The following is a 22,883-nucleotide window of genomic DNA, read 5'->3' as shown; positions in this document are numbered from 1 at the left end:
ATGGCGACCGGTTTGCGCAGTGCATTTATTGAAGATACTCAAGTACAAGATTATAGGTCTGTTAAGTGACAATTATATTACAGATCACATTAAACAACTGAAAATAAAACAACTATAGAGAGTACGCACTTTTGCAATAAAAGTGTCATATTTAAAAACTAATTTGCAATGAATACCCCAGGGTTAATAACTAAACAATCATTAAAAAGTCATTTTAACCCGACACAAAATCATCAGAACAAGTCAGTAGGTAAGTCATGAGCGCGGAAAAGTTGTATATCGATAAAGAATTAAGTTGGCTCTCTTTTAACGAGCGGGTGCTGCAGGAAGCCGCCGATAAGACCGTGCCGCTGGTGGAACGTATCCGTTTTCTGGGCATTTTCTCCAACAACCTGGATGAATTCTATAAAGTCCGCTTCTCCGATGTAAAACGACGTATTCTGATCAACCGCGAACGCGGCGGCAATGACTCCAATAAACACCTGCTCAGTCGCATGCAGAGCAAAGCATTCAAACTCAATCAGGATTTCGACAACCTGTATAATGACATCATTCTTGAGATGGCACGGCGGCGTATTTTCCTGGTCAATGAAACCCAGCTCGATGAAGCGCAGCAGCGCTGGATCAGCAAGTATTTCCATAAAGAAGTGCTGCCGCACATTACGCCGCTGCTGATGAAAGATGACATTGATGTGCTGCAGTTTCTCAAAGATGAATACGCCTATATCGCCACCGACATGAAAAAAGGCGACGAATCCCATTATGCGCTGATCGAAATTCCGACCGATCACCTGCCGCGTTTTGTCATGGTGCCGGAACAGAAAGGTAAACGTCGCAAGACCATCATTCTGCTCGACAACATCATCCGTTACTGCCTGGACGATATTTTCCGCGGCTTTTTCGATTACGACTCGCTCAATGGCTACGCCATCAAAATGACCCGCGATGCGGAATACGATCTCAGTCATGAAGTGGAATACAGCCTGCTGGAGCTGATGTCGGAAGGCCTTAACCAGCGCCTGACCGCGATGCCGGTGCGTTTTGTTTACGAGCGCGATATGCCGGAGCAGATGCTCAATTTCCTGTGTGAAAAGCTGCAGATTTCCCATTACGACAGCTTGCTGCCGGGCGGGCGCTATCACAACTTTAAAGACTTTATCGGCTTTCCGAACGTGGGACGCGACTATCTGGAAAACCGTCCGCTGCCGCCAATCAAGTGCGCCGATTTTGAAGGCTACCTGAATGCGTTTGACGCCATCAAAGCGCAGGATATCCTGCTGCACTACCCGTACCACAGCTTCGAGCACATTACCGAGTTGGTCCGTCAGGCGTCCTTTGACCCGAAAGTGGTCAGCATTAAGATCAATATCTACCGTGTGGCCAAAGACTCTCGTCTGATGAACTCGCTGATTGATGCGGTCCATAACGGCAAAAATGTCGTGGTGGTGGTGGAACTGCAGGCCCGTTTTGATGAAGAGGCCAACATTGAATGGTCACGGGTGCTGACAGAAGCCGGCGTGCACGTGGTGTTTGGTACACCGGGAATGAAAATCCACGCCAAACTGCTGCTGATCACCCGCCGTGAAGAGAATGAATTTATCCGTTACGCCCATATCGGCACCGGTAACTTCCACGAAAAGACCGCGCGTATCTATACCGACTTTTCTCTGCTGACCGCCGACAAAGATCTCACCAACGAAGTGCGTAACGTGTTCGGCTATATTGAAAATCCGTTCCGCCCGGTGAATTTCAATCATCTGATTGTCTCACCGCGCAATTCACGTAACCAGTTGTACCGTCTGATCGATGAGGAAACCGCGCATGCCCTGGCGGGTAAAAAAGCAGCGATTACCCTGAAAGTCAACAACCTGGTCGACCCCGGCCTGGTCAATAAACTGTATGCCGCCAGCAGTGCCGGTGTGCAGATAAAGATGATCATTCGCGGCATGTGTTCTCTGGTGCCCGGCTTAGAAGGCATTAGCGATAACATTCGTATCATCAGTATTGTCGATCGCTTCCTGGAGCACCCGCGGGTTCTGATCACACATAATGAAGGCAATCCCAAGGTTTATATCTCTTCTGCTGACTGGATGACACGTAATATTGATCACCGTATCGAAGTGACCGCACCAGTGCGTGACGAGCGGCTGAAACAGCGTATTATAGACATCATCAATCTACAGTTTACGGATACCGTCAAAGCACGGGTGATCGATAAAGAAATGAGTAACCGCTACGTTAACCGCGGTAACCGAAAGAAAGTTCGTTCACAACTGGCTATTTATGACTATCTTAAAAATGTAGAAAAACAAACACGTAAGCATAAGGGATCAGCAGATATCCATGACTCAGCCCAGCAACACGCCTGACCACGCTAAGACTGAAAACGATCAGCCAGACAACGATCAGCCAGACAATACGACGCCTGGTAACGATACGCCTGCAACCGACAGCGTGAATGACACGCAGCCTGAACACGTGTCAGGTGATAGTTCAATTCGGGATGAGACCAGTACACGCGAAATCGCCGCGATTGACTTAGGCTCGAACAGCTTTCACATGGTGGTGGCTAAAGTCGTTGACCAGGATTTACAGCTGATCAGCCGCCACAAACAGCGGGTCCGTCTCGCTTCAGGTCTGGATGAGCAGCACAATCTCGATAACGCATCGATAGAGCGCGGCCTCGAGTGTCTGGCGATGTTTGCCGAGCGTCTGCAGGGCATTGATGCCGACAATGTACGTATCGCCGCGACGCATACCCTGCGTCAGGCCAATAACGCGCACATCTTTCTGCAACGCGCGCAGCAAGTGCTGCCCTACCCAATCGAGATTATTCCCGGTACAGAAGAAGCGCGCCTTATCTACCTCGGAGTCGCACATACTCAGCCCCAGGCAGAATCGATGCTGGTGGTCGATATCGGCGGCGGCAGTACCGAAATGGTGATAGGCAAGGGCTTTGATGCCGAGCTGGTCAACAGCAAACAGATGGGCTGCGTCTCCTATACCGACCGCTATTTTTCTAACGGCAAACTGTCGAAGAAGAATTTTGCTCAGGCGATGCTGGCAGCCGAACAGAAACTGGAATCGATAGCCAGTAAGTACCGCAAACTAGGCTGGAAGATCGCCTTTGGTTCATCCGGTACCGTCAAAGCGATTCACGAAGTGCTGATCGGCCTCGGATTTGATGATGGCATCATTACCGAGGAGCGGCTGGGTAAACTGATCGACAAACTGTGTGACTGGAACTCGATTGACGATATTCAGCTCTCCGGTCTGACCGAAGATCGTAAGCCGGTATTTGCGGCCGGAGTCGCTATCCTGAGTGCGATTTTCCACGCCCTTAAGATCAAAGAGATGTTCTTCTCCGACGGCGCGCTGCGTGAAGGCTTGCTGTATGAGATGGAAGACAGGTTCAAGTATTCGGATATTCGCCTGCGCACCACGGAAAACCTGGCGACTAAACATCTGGTTGATTTGGAACATGCCGCCAAGGTCAAAGGCCAGGCACGCGAATTTCTCGATCAGGTCGCCGCTGAACTGGGGCTGAAAAAGAACAACGAACTGTTCGATTTGCTGGAATGGAGCGCCCTGCTGCATGAAGTCGGTCTGAGTATCAGCTTGCAGGCATTTCACCGTCACTCAGCCTACATACTGCACCATACCAACATGCCCGGCTTTAACAGCGAGCAACAACTGGTGCTGTCGACGCTGGCCAGATTCCAGCGCAAAGCGTTAAAACTCAATGAAATGGCTGATTTTTCCCTGTTCAAGAAAAAACATATTCTTGGCCTTATCCGGGTGCTGCGCCTGGCCATTGTGGTTAATGGTCAGCGCAATGACGACCCGTTACCTGAGCTAAGTCTTAACATCAAAGACGACGAATGGCAGCTCAAATGCGTAGAAAAAGAGTGGCTGGAGAACAACAAGCTGCTGCATGCTGACCTGCTCAGTGAACAGGAGTACTGGCATAATGCCGGCTGGCAACTGAGCTTCTAGCTATCGGCTGACAAAGAGTAAAACATCGCAGGTCAAACAAGACGGACTGCTAACATAAAACAAGCCAGCACTGTGCTGGCTTGTTGCGTTTGCGGGGGCGCAAGCGGAGCAATAGGCGTTGATTTATTCGATACCGACCTTGTGCAACTCCTGATGAACCAGATCCGGTGAGATAGGCAGATATCCATCTTTCGCGACTATGTCCTGCCCCTGCCTGGAGAAGATAAAGCGGATGAATTCACGCTCAACCGGACTCAGCTCGCGGGTCGGATTCTTGTTAATATAAACGTACAGATAGCGGGATAGCGGATAGTCACCGGACAAAATGTTAGCGCGGGTCGGCTCAACATACTGCTCACCTTCTACCGCAATAGGCAGTAACTTGACCCCGGAGACACGGTAACCGACCCCGGAGTAACCTATGGTGTTGATGGTCGAAGCCACCGACTGCACCACCGAAGCCGACCCCGGCTGTTCGTTGACGCTGCGTTTAAAATCACCGCCGCACAGCGCATTTTGCTTAAAATAGCCATACGTACCGGACACCGAGTTACGACCAAACATCTGAATACCACGTTTCGCCCACTCATAAGACAAACCAAGTTGCTCCCAGCGTTCGACCGACTCGGTCGCGCCGCAGCGCAAAGTGGCGGAAAAAATACTGTCGAGCTGAGTGAAATTAAGCCCTTTGATTGGGTTATCACGATGCACGAAGATACCAATCGCATCAATCGCCACCCGCAGCGCCGTCGGTTTATAGCCATAGGTACGCTCAAACGCTTCGATTTCACTGCTGCGCATCGGCCGACTCATCGGACCAAACTGAGCGGTACCTTCGGTCAGCGCCGGTGGCGCAGTGGCTGAGCCGGATGCCTGCACCTGACCAATCACATTGGGGTAAATCGATTTAAACTCTTCCACCCACAAGGTGGTCATTCCGGCTAAGGTATCGGAACCAACCGTAAGCAGGTTACCGGCCACGCCGGGCGTCTTTTCATAGTCACTTAGGTCATAGTCACTTAAGCCATTGTCACTTAAGTCATAGTCACTTACGCCATTATTACTTAAGGCCTGTGCCGACGCCGGGCCATAACAGGCCGCCAGCAGCGCCAACAGAGTTATTTTTTTCCACATGCTTACTTCACCACCAGGCGCTTGGGCAGCACAAACGAGAACTGGCTGCCGACACCAACCTGGCTTTTGATGTCTAAATGAGAGTCATGATGCGACAAGGCATGTTTCACAATCGCCAGCCCTAAACCACTGCCGCCAGTGTCACGCGAGCGCGCTTTGTCAACGCGGTAAAAACGCTCAGTCAGACGATGCAGGTGCTGCGGCTCGATACCGTCGCCTTTATCTTCCACTTCCAGACAGGCGCCCTGCGGGCTTTGATACCAGCGCACATTGATCTCGGCGCCAGGCGGGGTATATTTGACCGCATTATACACCAGATTTGAGATCGCACTGCGTAACTGATCTTCATCCGCCAGCACGCGCAGTTTTTTATCCACCTCAAAATGGAGCTGATGCTGATCATCACCGCTCAGGCTGACCGCTTCTTTTTCCAGAATCTCCAGAATCGACGGCACATCAACCACTTCGTCCAGTTCGTGAATCGGCGAGGCTTCAATCTTGGACAAGGTCAGCAGCTGGCTGACCAGACTGTTCATGCGGTTGAGCTGCTCGGTCATCACACCGTGCGCTTTCGGCCACATCGGGCCGACCAGCATATCCGGGTCTTCGGTCATCTCCAGATACCCCTGCAGCACCGTCATCGGGGTACGCAGTTCGTGCGAGACGTTGGCAAAGAAGTTACGCCGCATACCTTCCAGCTGCTTGAGCTGAGTGACATCACGCACCACCATCAGGTGCTCGCCCTCGGTATACGGCACGATCCGCAGTTCGAGCGAACGTTCCACATTGAGCGGCGAACGCATGTCGAGCGGCTCAGTGAAGTCGCCTTTTTGCAGGTATTTGATGAAATCCGGAGTACGAATCAGGTTTGAGATCGGCTGTCCGGCATCATCCGGCCAGCGAAAGCCGAGCAGATGCTGCGCCAGGCGGTTACACCACACAATGTTGCCTTCACCGCGAAACACCACCACCGCATCGGGCAACGATTCTGCCCCGTTGCGAAAACGACGGATCAGATTGGTCAGTTCTTTGCGCTTTTTGCGCTGGCGCTGCTGCAGGCGGTAAATGCCGTTAAACAGCGACTCCCAGTTGCCGGACCCGGAGGGCGGCGTGAGGCGCTTTTCATCCCACAGCCAGGCAGAAAGTCGCATCTGGTTATGTAAATGCCACACAAGCTGCAAAGCCGTGGCCGCCAACAGCAACCACGGCATGTAGCCGAATATCCACCCGACCACAATCCAGGGCAGGTAAAAAAAAGCCAGCTCCCAGGCCAGCTTTTTCCAAGTTAAACGTTCAACCATAATGTCTTCATGCCGCATCCGATTCGGCGGAATCCAGGACCGGCGTCAGTCCCCTTACGCTTTGGTTGAGAAACGGTAGCCAGCGCCGCGCACCGTCTGGATCAGCTTATCGTGACCCGCTTCTTCCAGTGCTTTACGCAAACGACGGATATGCACATCAACGGTACGGTCTTCCACGTAAACGTTCGTGCCCCAGACGTTGTTCAGCAGCTGCTCGCGGCTGTACACCCGTTCCTGGTGCGTCATAAAGAAATGCAGCATTTTGAATTCGGTCGGACCCATATCCAATGCATCATCATTGGCCGTCACACGGTGCGAGACCGGATCCAGTTTCAGGCCCTGCACATCAATCACGTCTTCCAGTGCCGTTGGCGTCACACGGCGAATGACCGCTTTGAGACGAGCCACCAGCTCTTTAGGAGAGAAAGGTTTGGTAATGTAGTCATCAGCGCCGACTTCCAGGCCACGGACTTTATCTTCTTCTTCACCACGTGCGGTCAGCATCACAACCGGAATGTTACGTGTCAGCTCTTCACGTTTCATATGCTTGATGAAGTTAATGCCGCTGCCACCAGGCAGCATCCAATCAAGCAGAACCAGATCAGGGAAGGGTTCAGCCAGTTTATTCACCGCAGTGTCATAGTCTTCGGCTTCCACTGCCTGATAACCTTTTTGTTCAAGCACGAAACACAGCATTTCACGAATCGGCGCTTCGTCTTCAACAACCAGAATCCTTCTAGACATAATTGAATAACCTTTTTATTTAATCAACGCTGTGCATTATGAGAAATGATTATGACACTTTTGTGACCTTTGCAAACAATTTTTAATATAACTTTCTTATCAAATTCATCGTTATATCAACCTGGTTTCGGGTGGCAATTTTTTGAATTCGCCGTGAGACATTGCCAGAGAGATGTCCTATGATGTCACGCTTTCGAACAAGGAAAAGAAATAGATATGTGGTTTAAAAACTGTATGGTCTATCGCGTCAACCGCGATATCAACTTCAATGCCGACCAGCTGGAACAGCAACTGGCAGAGTTTCGCTTCACCCCTTGTGGCAGCCAGGACAAACAGAAATTCGGCTGGGTACATGCGATGGGCAAACATGGCGACATGATGACTCACGTCAGTGAAGACCGCATTCTCATCTGCGCCAAGAAAGAAGAAAAAATGCTCCCGGCCTCGGTGATCAAAGACTCACTCAATGCCAAAGTTGAAGCAATGGAAGCCGAAGAAGGCCGTCCGTTGAAAAAGAAAGAAAAAGACAATATCAAAGACGATATCGTCATCGATCTGCTGCCACGCGCGTTCAGCCGCAGCCAGTACACCTTTGTGCTGATCATGCCGTCGCAAGGTCTGATCCTGGTCGACGCCAGCAGCTACAAAAAAGCCGAAGACGTGCTGGCGCTGCTGCGTAAAACCATGGGCAGCCTGCCGGTGGTTCCGGCTATCCCGGAAGTGGCCGTCGAAACCACCCTGACCCAATGGGTCAAAGACGGCAACCTGCCGCAAGGTTTCAACCTGCTGGATGAAGCCGAGCTGACATCGACTCTCGATGACGGCGCCGTAGTGCGTTGTAAAAAACAGGAGCTGACCAGCGATGAGATTCTCAATCACATCGCTGCCAACAAGGTGGTGACTAAGCTGTCTGTCAACTGGCAGGATCGGCTGAGCTTTATTCTGGCCGAAGACTGCAGCATCAAACGCATCACCTTCAGCGATGAACTGAAAGATGAGAACGAAGACATTCCGCGCGAAGATCAGGCGGCGCGTTTCGATGCCGATTTCTCGCTGATGTGCGGTGAATTTTCCGCCTTCCTGCCGAATCTGTTCGACGCCTTAGGCGGCCTGCCGCAAGCCGACGCTTAAGCCCCTCCCCGATTCAGGCCGGTCCCTTGTGACCGGCCTGACTTTTTTGAGACAGTCGTTATCCACCTGGCAGCAATCACTCTGTCAGCTCATCCTCTCTTATCACCTGCAATCTCAACTGGTCATGGCTCACATTTTGACGTAAAATTTGCGCCCCTTCCAATGCCATCAGGTGGCATTGGCCTGACTTGAGATCAGATTGAGATAAAGAAGCAATGACTACTGAGAAAACTTTCGTACCTGAACTGCTGTCACCGGCAGGTAGCCTGAAAAACATGCGTTACGCGTTCGCCTACGGTGCAGATGCTGTGTACGCAGGCCAGCCGCGTTACAGCCTGCGGGTACGTAACAACGAATTCAACCACGAGAACCTGCAAATCGGTATCGATGAAGCGCACGCCCAGGGCAAACGCTTTTACGTGGTCTGTAACATCCAGCCGCACAACTCGAAGCTGAAAACCTTCATCCGCGATCTGAAACCTGTGGTTGATATGGGTCCGGACGCACTGATCATGTCTGACCCGGGTCTGATCATGATGGTACGTGAAGCTTTCCCTGACATGGCGATTCACCTGTCCGTACAGGCCAACGCGGTCAACTGGGCAACCGTGAAATTCTGGGCAGCTAACGGCGTTGAGCGCGTTATCGTCTCTCGCGAGCTGTCTCTGGAAGAGATCGAAGAGATTCGTGAGCACTGTCCGGAAACCGAGCTGGAAGTTTTCGTCCACGGCGCACTGTGTATGGCTTACTCAGGTCGTTGCCTGCTGTCTGGCTACATCAACAAACGTGACCCGAACCAGGGCACCTGTACCAACGCCTGTCGTTGGGAATACAAAGTTGAGAAAGGCAAAGAAGACGAAGCGGGTCAAATCGTTGAACAATTCGATCCAAATGCCGCTCAGGCAATTGAAGTACAGGAAGAGCGTCCGGAAACCACCATCGGTCGTGGTAAGCCAATTGATGACGTTGTCCTGCTGTCTGAAAGCCACCGTCCGGAAGAGAAGATGGCCGCTTATGAAGATGAGCACGGCACTTACATCATGAACTCCAAAGACCTGCGTGCGGTACAACACGTTGAGCGCCTGACCAAGATGGGTGTGCACTCACTGAAAATCGAAGGCCGTACCAAATCATTCTACTACTGTGCACGTACTGCTCAGGTTTACCGCAAAGCGATCGATGATGCTGTGGCCGGCAAACCGTTCGATGAGAACCTGATGGGCACACTGGAAAGCCTGGCGCACCGTGGTTACACCGAAGGCTTCCTGCGCCGTCACACACATGACGCGTACCAGAACTACGACTACGGCTACTCTGTCTCTGACGCACAGCAGTTCGTCGGTGAGTTCACCGGTAAACGCCGTGGCGACATGGTGGAAGTGGAAGTGAAGAACAAATTCATTCTGGGCGACAGCCTGGAGCTGATGACGCCAAAAGGTAACGTTGTTTTCACTCTGGAAGCGATGGAAAACCGTAAAGGCGAAGCGATTGCCGATGCGAAAGGCAACGGCCACTTCGTTTACATTCCGATGCCGCAGGATATGGATCTGAACTACGCTCTGCTGATGCGTAACCTTAACGCTGGTCAGGATACCCGTAACCCAACAGGCAAATAATATGGCCTTATTGATCACTGATAAGTGCATTAACTGTGATATGTGCGATCCGGAATGCCCGAACGGCGCCATCTCGATGGGCGAGTCCATCTTTGAGATTGATCCGGATCTGTGTACCGAATGTAAAGGTCACTATGACAAGCCGACCTGTCAGTCGGTGTGTCCGATCACTAAATGCATCATTGTTGATCCGAACCACGTTGAAACAGAAGAAGAGCTGTTAGAGAAATTCGTGATCATTCAGGGTCTGGCCTGATAGGTTACGCCCCTTCACGGCGGCGCAACCCAGACAAAAAACGGTCTCAGCTGAGACCGTTTTTTTATGCGCTTTTTTCCGTCGCCCAACTGTAGTCATCAAGCTGAATCAACGGCGCGCGCGCCGCGTTAAGCACACAGGTAAACGCAAATAACGCCGCCAGCAGATAGCCGGTCTGGAACGCATCGGCCACTACGTCCTGAGGCGTCTCCAGTAAGGTACTGATTGAGCTGCTGGCATCAAAACCGGGGATTTGCGAGTAAATCAGGGTACCAAATACCGCCGTACCGACTGACGCGCCCAGCGAGCGCGACAGCGCCGCCATAGAGGTAATCCGCCCCAGGCTGGCTTTACCAGCCACGGTCTGTATCAGCACCTGGGTCGATGGCATCACAGTGCCCAGCCCGAGGCAGCATAAAAAACCGACCGCACTGACCGCATTCGGCCCCATATCGACCGTAGCTAACGTCAGAAACGCCAGGGTACTGACGCTCATGCCGCACACCGGAATCCATTTTGGTACTCCGCTGCGGGCAATCAGTTTACCGGTGATAAACGAGCCGGTAATAATGCCGGCCGAAAGCGGGATCATCAGCAGGCCGGAGCGGGCCGCGCTGACGCCCAGACCGATTTGCATAAAAATCGGCAGGAAAAACACCAGGCCAAACAAACAGGAAGCAAACAGAAACGTCGAAATCAAAGGCACATGAATCTCTTTACGCACCAGCAAAGGTAAAGGCAGAAAAGAGTGACGGACCCGCTTTTGTTGCCACACAAAGCTCACCACTAACAACACAAACACACCAAGTAGCAGCAGGCTGGTTTCTGATCCCCAGGCAAAGTAATGTCCACCGGCCGACAGCCAGTAGATAATCGTTGTCATCAGGGTCGGAAACAGCAACAACCCGAAAACGTCGATGCGGCTTCTGGCACTTTTAACCTGACTCGACTGCAGACGCGATAAACGAAACAGCGCCAGCGCGACCAGCGGCAGATTAATCCAGAACAGCCATTGCCAGGAGAGATAAGTCACAATCACCCCGCCCAGCACCGGGCCACCGATACTCGACAGCGCAAACAACGCCGAAAAGTAGCCCTGAAAACGTGCCCGCTGACGCGGCGCGACCAGTTCGCCAATCAGCGCCTGTGACAGGCTCATCAGGCCGCCACTGCCCAAACCCTGGATAATCCGCCCCGCGACTAAGCCCGGCATGTTGACCGCCAGAGCGCAGACCAAAGAGCCAAGTGCAAAAATGCTGAGCGCAATCCCGAGCATACGTTTACGACCGTATTGGTCGCCCAGCCAGCCATATATCGGCACAGAAGCCGCACCGGCCAGCATATAGCCAACCGCAATCCAGGAAGAGAGTTGGATGTCACCCAGCTCACTGACCATGGCCGGAGTAGCAGTGGCCAGCAGAGTCTGATCCACCGCGGCCAGAAACATCGGCAGAAACACCGTGGCAAACAAGCTGAGAAACGTTTTTTTATCAATAGGCTGAGACATACTTTGGTGCGACATAGTGTGATTTTATGTAATAGATTGAATACTCATGCATCATACACTGAACCCGGCGCAGAAATGCCAGAGAAGTGTGGTCGGGACAAAAAAAAGGCCACAAAGTGGCCAGCAGGAGTAACAAATCAGGAGGGTGACTTTTAGGCTTAACACCCCAGCAAGACAATCCCTGAATACAAGGTTCTTATGGATAAAGTTCTTACGGATAATGTTCTTATGGATAAAGCCCTTTGCCAAACATATTAAACAGCCGAGCCACACCACGGGTAAACAGCATCGGCTCAGTCAGTACCGTCAGACACAGGCAGTCCTGGTCCTGAGCGGTTTGGGGTGAATGATGCACACTGCCATCACGCAGAATGAAATCACCGGCGTCATAATGATCGTCTTCATCTTTGAACCCGCCGTGCAGCACCAGCGTTGATTCCGTGCCCAGATGAGTATGCTGAGGAATACTCACACCGGCACTGATGTACATTAGATTCATGTGCGTGTTGTCATCACTGTGCAGCGCCAGGCTGAACACCTTGCCGCCATAACTGCGCCATTTCGCATCGGCGCTCACAAAGCGCTTCAGCGCCCGTGGAACGGCAATCTGACGGCCGTTGACCGACACAACCGGCGCTTTGGCCCGGGTCAGTTTGGGCCGCGCAGGCGCATCACTGGCAAAAATCTGCTCCAGCATCTGCTGCCAGTGGGCATCGGCAGTGGGCGCCGCGGATGCCTGACTGGGTGTCATTTCTAAATTGAGTAGTGCGTCTCCGCAATGCTCTTCCAATTGCCGGGTTTGCTGACGGCAGTGTGGACACATCTCTAGATGAGTGGCCACAGACACGCCATGAATGGCATCGATAGAGCCTTGGGCATAGGCTTCAAGTAATGAAAAATCTGGATGGTAGCTCATAGCCGCTCCGCATCGATTGAAGTTCTGAGTTTTTCCACTGCCAGACGCAAGCGTGATTTGACGGTACCGAGCGGAATGTCAAACATGTCGGCCACCTGCTGATGAGGAATTTCCTCAAGGTAAACCGCACGTACCACTTTTTGCTGCGCTTCCGGCAGAGTGTCGAGAAATTTAAGCACCTGCTCTTTGAGCATTTCATGCTCCGGAGCGTAGTGCTCAACCAGGTCAGGCGGGCAGAAATCTCCCGGCCAGATATCGTCAGCAAGGACATGAGGCTCCTTGCCTTTCTGTTTACGCATCAGGTCAAAACACAAATTACGTGCAATGGTGTAGACCCAGGTCGATAACGAACTTTTTGAGCCATCAAAAAGATAGGCTTTATGCCACACGGTGGTCATCGCTTCCTGAACCAGTTCAACGGCGACGTGCTCGTTACCCAGATGCTTGAAAACAAACTGTTTCAGCCGCGGAGAAAAATAATGAAAGATAACTGCGAAAGCTTCCTTATCGCGTTGTTTCACTTTCTCCATACACTTGGTCCAGTCCTGACGGCTGAAGGTTTGTGGATTCACATTAGTCATGAGATGTCCTGTCCTTAACGGCCTGAAATTCAGGCCTTCCTGCACCTATCGCCTGTTGTACGAGCTGAGCATCCATTCAGATCACAGCAAAGCGGTCAGGCACCCTGCTTTCATTATAGTGCCAGCTTTTTCTGTTAGTGCGGATGGCCGTCGGTCACGTTGGAGGGAGTCAGTCGTCGTACGCTTCGATAGCCTGATTCAGGAAGGCCAGCGCGCTGTGGCAGGTTTCCTGCTGGGCCAGTTCATCAAACTGACCGTTAGACAGCGGCAACAGTTCCAACCAGCGCTGACTGACCCAGCTGGCATCATCGAAGAAACGATGATCATACAGACTGCCGATCTGCGGAAACTCCTGATACAACTTTTGCAGATGCTGACTGAGGAAAACTTCCCGCTCTGGCATTTGCTGAGTTGGCCAGTTCGGCAACCATTCCACTTTCGCGCGGCGCAACCCGTCGTGCTCGACCCGGATCTTGCGGATCACGAAGCGTTTCATTCCCACCACGGTAATGCCCAGCAGGCCGTCATCGAGCGTTTCGAAGTCGACAATTTTCACCCATGTACCAAATTCGGAAAGAGGATTTGCTTTTCCTGTGCTTTTGCTATCGAACAAACAGATCCCGAATCCGCTGGCGGTTTTGCTGCATTCCGCCACCATACGTTTGTATCTTGGCTCAAAAATACGCAGTTTCATCTTACCTTCGGGTAAAACAACCGAACTGAGCGGAAATAACATTATCTCTTCCATCTGGATTTCCTGCCTATGTGAAGTTGATCTGCTAACCAAGTGTGTTTGTTGTGCATACGCAATTTGCAAAACCCCAGATCACTGACTACGCGTTTAGGTTATTCAATAAGCTTAATATCCTTCAACCCAAACGTTTGCGTGACAAAAATCACAAATAAAATGCAAATTCTTGTAACACAAAAAAGTTCCGTAAATAAAATACAATAATGTGACCATGATCACCAAAGAAGCTAAATTTTGCACGCCGTATCACTTTTAATTGAGATTTTAGTCGCTATCATTCCCGCCAATTGGAAGAAGCAGTGATTAATTATTCTTCTGAATCAATACATACATAGAGAGTCCCCCTTATGCGCAAATTACTTTTAGCTCTTGGTCTACTGGCAGCATCCGCTGCACCAGCTCTGGCAGCTGACTACTCAGATGGCGATATCCACAAAAACGATTACAAGTGGATGCAGTTCAACATTATGGGTGCGTTCAATGAGAAAGGTGCCGCTGACGAAGATTCAAGCCACGATTACCTGGAAATGGAATTCGGTGGCCGTTCAGGCATTTTCGATCTTTACGGCTATGTTGATATCTTCAACCTGACTTCAGACACAAGCAGCGACAAGTACGGTCGTGATAAAATCTTTATGAAATTTGCACCGCGTGTCTCTCTGGACGCTCTGACTGGTAAAGACCTGTCTTTCGGTCCGGTACAGGAGCTATATCTGGCTTCTCTGATCCAATGGGATGGCGGTAGCGACGGTCTGAACACTCAGAACATCGGTCTGGGTTCAGACGTGATGGTGCCATGGTTTGGTAAAGTAGGCGTAAACCTGTACAAAACTTACGATTCAGGTAAAAAAGACTGGAATGGTTACCACTTTGCCACTAACTGGTTCAAACCTTTCTACTTTTTCGAAAACGGTACGTTCATCGCATACCAAGGTTACATCGATTACCAATTTGGCATGAAGAGCCAATACAACACGTCTAGCACTGGCTTTGACATGTTCAACGGTATTTACTGGCACTCAGACCGCTTCGCAGTGGGTTATGGCCTGAAGCTGTTCAACGATGTATACGGCTTTGAAAACGGCGAAGGTCTGCCATGGGATGCATCTGCAACTGCAGACTCAACCGGTATCGGCCATTACCTGGCAGTAACTTACAAGTTCTAAGTAAATCCTGCTCAAGCTTTGAGAGGGCGCCAATCGGCGCCCTTTTTTATTGCTTTCGCTCTGCGGGGCATTATCCTTAGCGCAAACCCTTAACCGAAGTTGTTTGCATGAATATCGTGATTGTCGGTCCCGGAGCCATTGGCAGCCTGTGGGCGACGCATCTGCACCAGGCCGGACATCAGGTGGCGCTGTGGGGCACTCAAAACGCCACACACTGGTCGCTGCAATGTGATGAGCAGCCCAAGCTCAATTTTGCCTATAATCAGCCTGACACGCTGCACCGCGCTGATTTGTTACTGATCACGGTGAAAGCCTGGCAAGTCGCGTCGGCTTTACCTGCCCTGCTTGAGCAAATTGCCGATGAGACCATCCTGCTGTTTATGCATAACGGTATGGGGGCGCTGGATGACCTCAGTGATCGCCTCGCGCCTTATCCTGTGCTGTTGTCGACCACCACGCATGGCGCGCTAAAACCTGCGCCGGACAAGGTGCTGCATACCGGGCAAGGGCAAACTCAAATCGGGCCCTTTAATACGCCGGGTGCCCGCTGCGAGTTTGTCTGTGACGTGCTGCAGCATGCCCTGCCCCAGGTGAGCTGGAACCAACACATTGAGCACGCCCTGTGGCAGAAACTCGCGATTAACTGTGCGATTAACCCGCTGACAGCGATTGAGCAAATCAGTAATGGAGAGCTGGCCGACCCGCGCTATCGCGCCCGGCTAGATAGCATCATTGCCGAAGTTGCCGCTGTGATGCGCGCGGAAGACATTCCGGTCGATCAACACTCGCTGCGCGCCACCGTCGATCTTGTCATTGCCGCCACGGCACGTAATCGCTCTTCAATGCATCAGGACGTTGTCCATCAGCGCCAAACCGAGATAGACTTTATCAACGGATACGTGGTGCGCAAAGCGCAGCAGCATGGTCTGGCCGTACCGGTTAACCAGCAACTGTATCAACACATTCAATCCTTACAACAAAGTTGGACCCAAGCATGACAAAACGCATTCTGATCCCTATCGCTCCGGGCACGGAAGAGATGGAAGCCGTCACTCTGATTGATATTCTGGTCCGGGCCGGTTATCAGGTTGTGGTAGCCAGCGCGGATTTCGACGGTCACCTCACCATGCGCGCGTCCCGAGGCGTGACACTGACTGCCGACTGCAAACTGGTCGACGTCGCCGATGATGAATTTGATGCCGTGGTGCTGGCCGGCGGTGTCGGCGGCGCAGAAGTGTTCCGTGACAGCACTGTGCTGGTCGAGATCATCAGACAGCAAAAATACGATGGCCGCCTGGTTGCCGCCATTTGCGCCGCGCCGGCGGTGGTCCTGCAGCACCACGACCTTTATCCGGGTGCGCTGATGACCTGTCATCCCAATTTTCAGCAGTGTATTCCCGCCGACTTGTGGCGGAACCGCCGCGTCACCTATGACGTCAACAACAATCTGCTGACCAGCCAGGGGCCGGGCACGGCGCTGGAATTTGCGGTCGAAATCATTGTCCAGCTGTCCGGAAAAGCGCTGGCGCGTGAAGTCGCCGTTCCGCTGGTTGCCCTGCCTCAGCTTAACTATGAAAAACTGGGTATCGAATAACATGCTGGATATTGCCGCGGTTCGCGCCCAGTTTCCGGCGCTCAAGCAAACCATTAATGATCAGGCGCTGATCTACCTCGACAGTGCGGCGACCACGCAAAAGCCGCAAGTGGTGATTGATGCCATCAGCCGTTATTACAGCGCGCAGAATGCCAATGTGCATCGCGGCAGCCACAGCCTGACCGCGCATGCCACCAGCCAGTTTGAAGCCGCGCGTGAACGCATCGCCCGCTTTATCAACGCGCCAAGCAGTAAAAGTATTATCTGGACCCGGGGCGCGACCGAAGCACTTAACCTGATTGCGCAGACATACGCCCGTTCAACTCTGCAACCCGGCGATGAAATCCTGGTCAGCGAAACCGAGCATCACGCCAACATCGTACCGTGGCAGATAGTGGCGCAGCAGACCGGCGCTAAGGTGGTCAAAATTCCGATGACCGCCAACGGCGAGTTTGGCCTGGATGCTTTCCACCACTTGCTGTCTGACCAGTGCAAAATTGTCGCGCTGGCCCACATCACCAATGTCACCGGCACCCGCCAGCCGATTGAAGCGGTGATTGACGCCGCCCATCGGGCCGGCGCAGTGGTGGTGGTCGACGGCGCGCAGGGCATCGTGCATGAAGAGATCGATCTCACCGCGCTGGACGCCGATTTTTATGTCTTCTCCGGTCACAAACTGTATGCACCGGCCGGTATTGGCGTGCTGTATGGCAAACTGGCGCTGCTGGAAGCGATGCCACCCTGGCACGGCGGTGGAAAAATGGTGGAGAAGGTCTCGTTTGACGGCACCACCTTTGCCGAGCTGCCGGGTAAATTTGAAGCCGGCACGCCGAATGTGGCCGGCGCGATTGCACTGGCGACGGCCATCGACTGGTACTGCGGGTTTGAGCGCACCGAGGTTGAAGCGCATCTGCATCAGTTGCAGCACACGACCTATCAGGCGCTGCTGCAGCTGGACGATATTCAGGTGCTGGGCTACCAGCCGGACTCAAGTATTCTCAGTATCGTGATGGACGGCGTCCATCATCAGGACTTGGCCACACTGCTCGATCAGCAGGGCATTGCGGTCCGTGCCGGCCATCACTGCGCTCATCCGTTAATGGATGCCTTCGCTGTCAAAGGCACTGTGCGGATCTCGTTCGGGATTTATAACTCGATGCAAGAAGTGCAACGCTTAATCGCAGCAATAGAAAAAGCAGTCGATATGCTGTAGTTGAGAGGAGAAGGGTTTTAGGAACCAGGAATCAGGATCCTAAAATCTTATACCCAAACAACTTGGAGTTGCAGGTAGGCGGCAAATAAGTGAATCCCCAATCACATAGAGACAGTATGTGTGATTGGGGTGAACGAATGCAGCCAACACCGTTGCAGCTTCAAGTAGGAAGGGGATATGTCGCCAGATGTTTAATCTGCTCAACAATCGCTTTCAGGCCATTGCCGCGCGACGGGCTGAGATGCGCAATCAGGCCCAGTCGGGCAAAGTAATCATCGATATCAAACGCCTGAATCTGGGCGCTGGTTTTACCTTCATAAGCCGCCATCACCAGAGCGATCAGGCCACGCACGATGCGCGCATCCGAATCGGCGCAAAAGTGCCACACATCGCCCTGCTGAGCCGCCAGCAGCCAGACCTGGCTTTCACAGCCAGCGACCGTCACTTGCTCGCTCTTTAGCGCATCCGGCATCTGTGGCAGCTTTTTACCCCACTGAATCACCTGACGATAGCGATCTTCCCAGCCTTTCATCTGCTGCATCACTGCCAGTACATCAGTGCTGTGAATGTCGCTGCCAAATGGCGAATCCGGAAAATCAGACCAAGAATAATCAGACATAAAGGCTCCGTTACGCGCGGTGTTTCTGAATCAGTTTTTCGATAATGCGTGACACCGCGACAAAGCCGAAGGTCGCCGTTACCACAGTCGCCGCACCAAAGCCGCTGGCACAGTCCATACGTTTCGGTCCTTCCGCACTGGATTTGACCGCGCACACACTGCCATCTGCCTGCGGATATTTAAGGTGCTCCGTGGAGAACACACAATCAATACCGAATTTACGCGCCGGATTGGTCGGGAAATTATGGAAACGGCGCAGACGGTCTTTGATCTTTTTCGCCAGCGGATCCTGAATCGTCCTGGTCAGGTCCGCGACTTTAATCTGGGTCGGATCGGTCTGACCGCCAGCCCCGCCAGTCGTGAGCACCTTGATTTTATTGCTGCGGCAGTAAGCCAGCAGTGCAGCTTTCGCTTTAACGCTGTCGATTGCATCCAGTACATAGTCGTACTCTTTGCTCAGGTACTCATGCTGGTTATCGGCAGTAATAAAGTCGTCAATCAGGTTCACTTTGCATTCCGGATTGATCAGTCTGACCCGCTCGGCCATCACTTCGATTTTGCTCTGGCCAACCGTACCGCTCATGGCGTGGATCTGACGATTGATGTTAGTGACGCACACATCATCCATATCGATCAGGGTCAGTTCACCAATTCCGGAGCGCGCCAGCGCTTCCACCGCCCAAGAGCCCACACCACCAATACCAATCACACACACATGGGCCGCACGCAGAATGTCCACTTCGCTGTTGCCGTATAAACGACGTGTGCCGCCAAAACGCTGGTTATAACTGTCAGAGGCTGGGGTATCGAGTTCGCGCATACTAATCATCCACAACAGGAAATGTCCGGATTACCACACGATCGGCGACATTTACGCGCCGTCTATTGGCTCCGGACCATCCACAATCAAAGGGTTCAAAAAAGAAAGAGTGCGATTTATACGCACTCTTTAACCAAAAGTCTAGCCGGGCAAGCCCGCCGGGTAACTATTGTAACTTCTCTGGCGGTGTAGCCCAAGGTGCTTGTGTCGGACTGTTTTCCAGCCCCAGTTTCCATACCCGGCCAAAGTGTTTGTAATGGCCGGCTTCGGTCCCGGCACGCGGCCCCATGCCGTGGTACAGATCGAGGTGATTCTGTTTTACCGCACCGCCGGTATCGAGCACAATCAGCAGGCGTAGCTGATGAGCGCCGGACCAGCTGCCATCGGCATTCAGCAGCGGTACTTCGGCCAGAATCGGCGTGCCCATCGGTAACAGCGAGCGATCTGCGGCCACCGAAGCCATCGGCAGCAGCGGGATCCCGGCACTACCCGTTACTGGCGCCGCAGCGCGCGGGGCAAAAAATACATACGACGGATTCTGCTCCAGCAGCTCTTTAACCGTAGCGTCATCGTTGGCCAGCACCCAGTCTTTAATCGCTTTAAGCGACATCTTGTCACGTTCGACCAGGCCACGCTCAATCAGAATCCGGCCGATACTCACGTACGCTTTATTATTCTTACCGGCATAGGCGAAATATTCCAGCGTGTCGTCATCGCCGAAATGGACAAAGCCACTGCCCTGCACTTCCATAATAAACGGATCAATCCGGTTAGCAGCGTAGCCTAATTCCAGCCCCTGACCTTGCAGTGCACCAGCGTAGATCTGCTCACGGGTCGGGCAGTCTGAACTGCAATCCGGTTTGGCATAGACCGGAAAATGAAACTCGTCATCCGGGGTGTGACGCAGCTCGATCACCGGCGAAAAATAACCGGTGAACAACACATTGCCTTTCTTATCACCGCCGCCCATCTGTGCAGCCTGAATACCAAACTGAGCCAGAGTCTGCGGATCGCCGCTTTGCATCGCCCACTCACTCAGTTGCTCGTACAACGGGCCGTACATCGCCGCCATCGAAGGCGATTTCGTCACCACCGCCTCACTCTGCTTGGCAAACTCGGTAAAATCACGTGGCGAGTTGGAGTGTACATCAGCGACCTGATTCAGTGGCTGGGCAAATTCGGGATCTAGGTACTGCTGGGCGCGATCAGTCGGCTGGGCACAGCCGACAAGCAGCGCTACCGGCAGCGCCAGAGAAAGATAGGAAAATAAACGTTTTGTCACTGGAGTTCGTCCATTTGCTGAATTAGGCAAAAGGATGACAAACTCCGCTCACAAGCGCAATTCAGGAATGGTTACTGAAGATGTTTTTTGTCATTTTCTGACAATTGCCCCGCCGGCGCTGACAATTGAAAAGTCGGATTATAGTGCGCTGACGAAGCTAACCTCATTTCCGTGTGCTCCTCATTTCGCATCTGAAACAGATAAGCCTGGCCACCGACCCGATAACGCAGCGAGTGCCCGTCATAGTCATAGCGGGTCGTCACCACCCGGCCATCCATTAACACAACATCCGGCCGGATTTCGATGGTTTGCGCCAGATACGGCGCGACATCTTTTTCTTTCCACACGCCGTACAGAGTGCTTTTCGGCGGCTGGGTCAAGGATGCCAACTGACTGAACAGATTGCCGTACAGCAGCAGAACCAGCACAGTGCCTGCCACCGCAATCGTTAGTAAACAACGCTCAACGGTTTTGCGCTGCACAGAGCGCAACGCGGCAAAAAGCGCTGCGAAAGCCTCATTATCTGACATGTTATTCCATTTTGAGTTGCATAATGTGGCAGCCGAGGCCACCATTTCACTGACCGGGATAACCGGCCCGACCCGGCTCTGTCACATCAAGATGATATTTTAAGCTGAAAGCAAAAAAATACTTGTTTACAGATGAATAAAAAGTCATTATTCAAACATAAATAAACAATCAACTTGAGTGTCAGGCCGTGAAAATTCGTAGTACCGCCCTTGTAAAGGGGTTCAGACAATCCGCACCCTATGTCAACGCTCACCGTGGCAAAATCATGGTGGTCATGGTGGGTGGTGAAGCGATTGCTGATAAAAACTTCACTAATATCATCAGCGACCTGGCATTGCTGCACAGCCTGGGAGTCAAAATCGTCCTGGTGCATGGTGCCCGTCCTCAGATCAACCAAATCCTCGAAGCGAATAATCACACCACGCCTTACCACAAAGGTATCCGTATCACCGACGAAGAAGCACTCGGCCTGGTTATGCAGGCTGCCGGTCAGTTGCAACTGGCGATCACCGCCCGCCTGTCGATGAGCCTCAACAATACCCCGATGGCCGGCACTCAGCTCAATGTCGCCAGTGGGAACTTTGTCATCTCCCAGCCGCTCGGCGTGGATGACGGCATTGATTACTGCCACAGTGGTCGTATCCGCCGCATCGATATCGACGGGATTAACCGTACCCTAGATCAAGGCTCAATTGTACTGCTGGGTCCGATTGCCAGCTCTGTCACCGGTGAGTGTTTTAACCTGCTCTCAGAAGAAGTGGCGACCCAAGTGGCGATAAGATTAAAAGCGGATAAATTGATCGGCTTCTGCTCGGAGCAGGGCATCATCGATGAGAAAGGCAACTCGATCGCCGAATTGTTCCCGGCCGAGGTTGAAAAACTGGTCCAGCGTCTGGAATCAGAAAGCAATCCGTCCAGCGATGATTCGACCGGAACCCTGCGCTTTTTGCGTGCCGCGGTTTCCGTCTGCCGCGCCGGTGTACCGCGCAGTCATTTGATCAGTTACAAAGAAGATGGCGCTCTGATCCAGGAACTGTTCTCGTTTGACGGTATCGGTACCCAAATCGTCATGGCGAGTGCCGAACAGGTGCGTCAGGCTCAGATTGACGATATCGGCGGCATTTTTGATCTGATTCGCCCGCTGGAAGAACAAGGCATCCTGGTACGTCGTTCGCGTGAGCAGTTAGAACAGGAAATTCATAAGTTTACCATCATCGACAAAGACAGCCTCTTGATTGGCTGCGCCGCGCTCTATCCGTATCAGGAAGAGAGCATGGCCGAAATGGCGTGTGTGGCGATCCATCCTGAGTACCGTGATGGTAACCGTGGTCTGCTGCTGCTCAATCACATGAAACACCAGGCCAAACAGATGGGCATTGAGCGTTTATTTGTCCTCACTACTCACAGCTTACACTGGTTCCGTGAGCAAGGTTTTACCGAAGTCGGGGTTGAGAGCCTGCCGATGGCCAAGCAGAGCCTGTACAACTATCAGCGCCGTTCAAAAATCTTAATTTTAAATCTTAAGTGAAATTTTCATCTATATTACTGCCATGAAAGCAGTATATAGTTCGAGCAAAGCTCAATATAAAAAGATTCAATCCGTTGCATCTTTTTGTTTATAAAATCAACACTTTTCAAGCCTGCCATAACTGTGTAAAATTCGCTCAAACGTGACAGGCATCACCTTTTTATTGCGGTGACCTTTTGTATTCAGGTGACCTTTGC

The 22,883-nt window shown here is 52.2% G+C and carries 21 protein-coding genes; 10 read left to right on the top strand and 11 right to left on the bottom strand.

Annotated features, from left to right (window positions below):
* The first annotated feature begins 257 nt into the window (after positions 1-257).
* Positions 258-2,369, top strand: coding sequence for a polyphosphate kinase 1 (gene ppk1, locus J0X00_RS15295; protein WP_218562258.1), 2,112 nt, complete (start codon positions 258-260; stop codon positions 2,367-2,369).
* On the top strand, positions 2,344-3,996 hold the full coding sequence (gene ppx / locus J0X00_RS15290) for an exopolyphosphatase (protein WP_282477142.1): 1,653 nt from the start codon (positions 2,344-2,346) through the stop codon (positions 3,994-3,996). The genes ppk1 and ppx overlap by 26 nt, the downstream gene beginning before the upstream one ends.
* Positions 3,997-4,119: 123 nt before the next feature.
* Here ppx and J0X00_RS15285 read toward each other — a convergent pair whose 3' ends face one another.
* From J0X00_RS15285 to phoB, 3 genes are read right to left on the bottom strand one after another with little or no spacing between them, the layout of a single operon-like run.
* On the bottom strand, positions 4,120-5,130 hold the full coding sequence (locus J0X00_RS15285; RefSeq protein ID WP_136483454.1) for a phosphate ABC transporter substrate-binding protein: 1,011 nt from the start codon (positions 5,128-5,130) through the stop codon (positions 4,120-4,122).
* Between the two features lie 2 nt (positions 5,131-5,132).
* Positions 5,133-6,431: a phosphate regulon sensor histidine kinase PhoR gene (phoR, locus tag J0X00_RS15280; RefSeq protein ID WP_136483453.1), complete on the bottom strand. Its 1,299-nt coding sequence runs from the start codon at positions 6,429-6,431 to the stop codon at positions 5,133-5,135.
* A gap of 54 nt (positions 6,432-6,485) precedes the next feature.
* On the bottom strand, positions 6,486-7,175 hold the full coding sequence (phoB, locus tag J0X00_RS15275) for a phosphate regulon transcriptional regulator PhoB (RefSeq protein ID WP_136483452.1): 690 nt from the start codon (positions 7,173-7,175) through the stop codon (positions 6,486-6,488).
* Between the two features lie 216 nt (positions 7,176-7,391).
* On the opposite strand from phoB, the gene rdgC reads away from it, so the two are divergent.
* From rdgC to J0X00_RS15260, 3 genes are all read left to right on the top strand, one after another.
* Positions 7,392-8,306, top strand: a complete 915-nt coding sequence (gene rdgC / locus J0X00_RS15270; RefSeq protein ID WP_136483451.1) for a recombination-associated protein RdgC — start codon at positions 7,392-7,394, stop codon at positions 8,304-8,306.
* 215 nt (positions 8,307-8,521) lie between these two features.
* On the top strand, positions 8,522-9,922 hold the full coding sequence (gene yegQ / locus J0X00_RS15265; RefSeq protein WP_282477141.1) for a tRNA 5-hydroxyuridine modification protein YegQ: 1,401 nt from the start codon (positions 8,522-8,524) through the stop codon (positions 9,920-9,922).
* 1 nt (position 9,923) lies between these two features.
* Positions 9,924-10,178 (top strand): YfhL family 4Fe-4S dicluster ferredoxin, encoded by a 255-nt coding sequence (locus J0X00_RS15260; RefSeq protein WP_136483449.1) that lies wholly within the window; start codon positions 9,924-9,926, stop codon positions 10,176-10,178.
* Positions 10,179-10,242: 64 nt separating this feature from the next.
* On the opposite strand, the gene J0X00_RS15255 is transcribed toward J0X00_RS15260, so the two are convergent.
* The 4 genes from J0X00_RS15255 to J0X00_RS15240 form a co-directional block, all read right to left on the bottom strand.
* Positions 10,243-11,685, bottom strand: coding sequence for an MDR family MFS transporter (locus J0X00_RS15255; RefSeq protein ID WP_136483448.1), 1,443 nt, complete (start codon positions 11,683-11,685; stop codon positions 10,243-10,245).
* A 226-nt stretch (positions 11,686-11,911) separates the two neighbouring features.
* Positions 11,912-12,601, bottom strand: coding sequence for a ChrR family anti-sigma-E factor (locus J0X00_RS15250; protein ID WP_282477140.1), 690 nt, complete (start codon positions 12,599-12,601; stop codon positions 11,912-11,914).
* Entirely contained in the window at positions 12,598-13,182 is a 585-nt protein-coding gene (locus J0X00_RS15245) for an RNA polymerase sigma factor (RefSeq protein WP_136483446.1), read from the bottom strand. Before J0X00_RS15245 ends, J0X00_RS15250 begins: the two co-directional genes overlap by 4 nt.
* Positions 13,183-13,351: 169 nt before the next feature.
* Positions 13,352-13,930 (bottom strand): LON peptidase substrate-binding domain-containing protein, encoded by a 579-nt coding sequence (locus J0X00_RS15240; protein WP_282477139.1) that lies wholly within the window; start codon positions 13,928-13,930, stop codon positions 13,352-13,354.
* A 350-nt stretch (positions 13,931-14,280) separates the two neighbouring features.
* Here J0X00_RS15240 and J0X00_RS15235 point away from each other — a divergent pair, with 350 nt between their 5' ends.
* From J0X00_RS15235 to csdA, 4 genes are all read left to right on the top strand, one after another.
* Complete coding sequence (locus J0X00_RS15235; protein ID WP_136483445.1) at positions 14,281-15,099, top strand: outer membrane protein OmpK; 819 nt, start codon at positions 14,281-14,283, stop codon at positions 15,097-15,099.
* Positions 15,100-15,206: 107 nt separating this feature from the next.
* On the top strand, positions 15,207-16,097 hold the full coding sequence (gene panE / locus J0X00_RS15230) for a 2-dehydropantoate 2-reductase (RefSeq protein ID WP_282477138.1): 891 nt from the start codon (positions 15,207-15,209) through the stop codon (positions 16,095-16,097).
* Complete coding sequence (locus J0X00_RS15225; RefSeq protein ID WP_136483443.1) at positions 16,094-16,693, top strand: DJ-1 family glyoxalase III; 600 nt, start codon at positions 16,094-16,096, stop codon at positions 16,691-16,693. The genes panE and J0X00_RS15225 overlap by 4 nt, the downstream gene beginning before the upstream one ends.
* A 1-nt stretch (position 16,694) precedes the next feature.
* Positions 16,695-17,906 carry a cysteine desulfurase CsdA gene (gene csdA / locus J0X00_RS15220; RefSeq protein ID WP_282478303.1) on the top strand — a complete coding sequence of 404 codons (1,212 nt, stop codon included), beginning with the start codon at positions 16,695-16,697 and terminating at the stop codon, positions 17,904-17,906.
* A 160-nt stretch (positions 17,907-18,066) separates the two neighbouring features.
* Here the strand turns inward: csdA and csdE are convergent, their stop codons facing one another.
* The 4 genes from csdE to J0X00_RS15200 form a co-directional block, all read right to left on the bottom strand.
* On the bottom strand, positions 18,067-18,525 hold the full coding sequence (gene csdE / locus J0X00_RS15215; RefSeq protein WP_136483442.1) for a cysteine desulfurase sulfur acceptor subunit CsdE: 459 nt from the start codon (positions 18,523-18,525) through the stop codon (positions 18,067-18,069).
* Positions 18,526-18,535: 10 nt separating this feature from the next.
* Positions 18,536-19,345, bottom strand: a complete 810-nt coding sequence (gene tcdA, locus J0X00_RS15210) for a tRNA cyclic N6-threonylcarbamoyladenosine(37) synthase TcdA (protein WP_282477137.1) — start codon at positions 19,343-19,345, stop codon at positions 18,536-18,538.
* 166 nt (positions 19,346-19,511) lie between these two features.
* Positions 19,512-20,627, bottom strand: a complete 1,116-nt coding sequence (gene mltA / locus J0X00_RS15205) for a murein transglycosylase A (protein ID WP_136483440.1) — start codon at positions 20,625-20,627, stop codon at positions 19,512-19,514.
* Positions 20,628-20,698: 71 nt separating this feature from the next.
* The gene (locus tag J0X00_RS15200; protein WP_282477136.1) at positions 20,699-21,157 is read right to left on the bottom strand and encodes a DUF2850 domain-containing protein; all 459 of its coding nucleotides are present in this window, start codon (positions 21,155-21,157) and stop codon (positions 20,699-20,701) included.
* Between the two features lie 188 nt (positions 21,158-21,345).
* Between J0X00_RS15200 and argA the strand changes: the two genes are divergently transcribed.
* A complete protein-coding gene (gene argA / locus J0X00_RS15195; RefSeq protein ID WP_136483438.1) occupies positions 21,346-22,686 on the top strand; it encodes an amino-acid N-acetyltransferase in 1,341 nt (446 codons plus the stop codon).
* Positions 22,687-22,883 lie beyond the last annotated feature (197 nt).

Origin of the sequence: Vibrio sp. ABG19, assembly GCF_029962385.1 — a bacterium.
Taxonomy (GTDB): Bacteria; Pseudomonadota; Gammaproteobacteria; order Enterobacterales; family Vibrionaceae; genus Vibrio; species Vibrio ostreae.
This window is presented reverse-complemented; position numbering and strand designations above follow the sequence as displayed.